This window comes from Streptomyces sp. CBMA123, assembly GCF_014596465.1.
Lineage (GTDB): Bacteria > Actinomycetota > Actinomycetes > Streptomycetales > Streptomycetaceae > Kitasatospora.
In genome coordinates this window covers 1-2717 of sequence record NZ_MECK01000418.1, presented here as the reverse complement: position 1 = coordinate 2717, position 2717 = coordinate 1, and the positions used below count along the sequence as shown (strand labels likewise).

Annotated in this window: 2 protein-coding genes; both read right to left on the bottom strand. The window is 74.2% G+C overall.

Annotated elements, in window-relative coordinates:
* Positions 1–861: AAA family ATPase (locus BG452_RS32350; protein WP_188307918.1), on the bottom strand; the 861-nt coding region annotated here is incomplete at its 3' end.
* Positions 858–2027: an exonuclease SbcCD subunit D gene (locus BG452_RS32345; RefSeq protein ID WP_188307917.1), complete on the bottom strand. Its 1170-nt coding sequence runs from the start codon at positions 2025–2027 to the stop codon at positions 858–860. The genes BG452_RS32350 and BG452_RS32345, both read right to left, overlap by 4 nt.
* Positions 2028–2717 lie beyond the last annotated feature (690 nt).

Sequence of the window (2717 nt, the reverse complement as noted above, 5' to 3'; positions counted from 1 at the left end):
CTCCCGGTCTTGCTGGGCCGCCCGCTGCGCCGCTTCGGCGCCCGCGAGCGCGGCCTCGGCGACGGCGAGTTGCTCGGCCGCCCCGCCGCGCAGGATCGCCGCCCAGCCCAGCAGCCCGGCGGTCAGCCCGGCGTCGTCGTCCTCGGCCGGCACCCACGCCCCGGCGGGCTCGGCCCCCGGCCCGGCGGCCTGTTCGGCCTTGCTGGCGAGGTCCCGCAGCCGGCGCCGGCCGGCCTGGACGGCCGTCTCCTGGGCGCGCCGTAGCTCGGCGAGCCAGGCCTCGACGTGCCCGTAGCGCTCGGTGTCGAACAGCCGGCGCAGCAGTTTGCCGCGTTCCTCGGAGTCGCCCCTGAGGAAGCGGGCGAAGTCGCCCTGGGGCAGCAGCACCACCTGGCAGAACTGCTCGCGGCTCATGCCGATCAGCCGGTGGATCTCCTCCCCGGCCTCCTGGTGCGATGTGCTGACCGGCCGCCAGCCCGGGGTGCCGTCGCCCGCGTCGGCGGCCCACTCGCGCAGCAGGGTCTGCGGCCGTTCGACGGTGGTGCCGGTGCCGACCTTCTTCGGCCGGCGCTGCTCGGGCAGCCGGAGGATCTGCAACCGCCGCCCACCCAGTGTCAGCTCCAGTTCGACCTGGGTGAGCCGCTTGGGGGCGGCGTGGTCGCTGCGCAGCCGGTTGGCCCGGCGGGCGTTCGGCGTCTCGCCGTAGAGGGCGAAGCAGACCGCGTCCAACACGCTGCTCTTGCCCGCGCCGGTCGCGCCGCGCAGCAGGAACAGCCCGCCGGCGGCGAGCGCGTCGAAGTCCACCGTCTCGCTGCCCGCGAACGGGCCGAAGGCGGTGACGGTGAGCCGGTGCAGCCTCATCGGGGCAGGTCCGCCTTCCGGTCGGCGCCTTCGCGGACGCGCTCGAAGCCCTCGCGCAGCCAGCCCAGCTCGTCCGGCGCCGGCTCGGCGCCGGGGCGGACGTGCCGCAGGAAGCCCTCGGCGATCTCCAGGTCCTCCCGGCCGCTGACCCGGGCCGCGTACGACCGGGACGGCTCGTCCCCGCCGCCCTCGGGGTCGAACAGCAGCTGGAGGGTGTGCGGGAAGCGGCGGCGCAGCTTCTCCATCGGTTCGCTCGGGCGGGCCGCGTCGGTGAGCGTGGCCTGCACCCAGGACTGCTCGTCCCCGGTGTACTTCTCGTCGGTGAGCAGCGCCGCCAGCGTGTCGCGCAGGGTGGCGAGCGGGCGGGGCCGCGGGCAGTCCACCCGCTCGGCCGTCACCGAGCCGTCGGCCGCGAGGTCGACCAGCCACATGGTCTTGCGCTGGCGCGCCTCGGAGAAGGAGTAGGCGAGCGGGGAGCCGCTGTAGCGCAGGTGCGGGGCGAGGGTCTGGCAGCCGTGCAGGTGGCCGAGCGCGGCGTAGTGCACCCCGTCGAACACCGAGGCGGGGACGGAGGCGACCCCGCCGACCGCGATGTCCCGCTCGCTGTCGGACGCCGTGCCCCCGGTGACGAAGGCGTGCGCCAGCACCACCGCCCTGGTGCCCGCGGGGCGCGTCGCCAGGTCGGCCCGGACCTGGTCCATCGCCGCGCCGAGCACCGCCGCGTGCCCGCCCTTGGCCAGTCCGAACCGCTCGCGCACCAGCGTCGGCTCCAGGTACGGCAGCCCGTACACCGCCACCGGCCCGTGCTCGTCCGCCAGCAGCACCGGCTCGGCGCACTCGCCCGGGTCCGTCCGCAGGTGGATCCCGGCCCGGCCGATCAGGCCGGCACCGACCCCGAGGCGGCGGGCCGAGTCGTGGTTGCCGCTGATGAAGACCGTCGGCACCCCGAGGTCGGCCAGCCGGTGCAGCACGTCGTCGAACAGCGCGACCGCGTCCAGGCTCGGCAGCGCCCGGTCGTAGACGTCCCCGGCGACCAGCACGGCGTCCACGCCCTCGGACCGGACCACTTCCACCAGGTGGTCCAGGAAGGCGCGCTGGGCGTCGTGCAGGCTCTCCCGGTGGAACGAACGCCCGAGATGCCAGTCGGAGGTATGCAGCAGTCGCATGGTCCCCGACCCTAACGCCCGGCACTGACAATCCCGTCGGGCTCAGGGGGCACGGGGGTGCGAGGGGGGTGTGAGGGGGGTTCGAGGGGGTGCGAGGGGGTTCACGGGGTCACAAGGGTTCGTGAGGGCTTGAGGGGCACATGTTGGCCCGTTGAGGTGAAGGGGGGCGGCTGGAGGGGGCACATCTTGATCCTCTGCATGGGCCCTGGCTGCTGGTGTTCGATTACTTGGGGTGGATTGTCAGTGGCTCTGTGTAGGTTTCGTGACGTCGGCGGCTCCGGGAGTCGGAGCTGTCGGTGCTGGTTCGTGCTGACTCATACAGGTTCATGCTGACTCGCGCAGGTTCGCGCAGGTTCGTGCTGGTTCGTGCCGACTGAGTGGGCCAGTGGATCAGTGAGTCGGTGAGTCGGTGAGTCGATGAGTCGGCGAGTCAGTGAGTCGAGTGAACGGGAGGAACCCCATGGCTGTGCGGGAGACGGTGTACGAGGTGTTGGGCGTCGTGGCGGTGCGCAGCCGACCGCTGACGAGCCCGCGGGCGCTGCTGTTCGGCGGGCGCAGGCCCGGGTCGGGTGGCGGGTACGGTCCTGGCCCCGGGGCTGGTGGCCGGTCGGACGGCGGACCGGGCGGAGCGTCGCCGCCCGGAGGTGGTCGGCCGCCGGGCTCGCGGGCTGGTGGGGCCGGCGGCGCCGG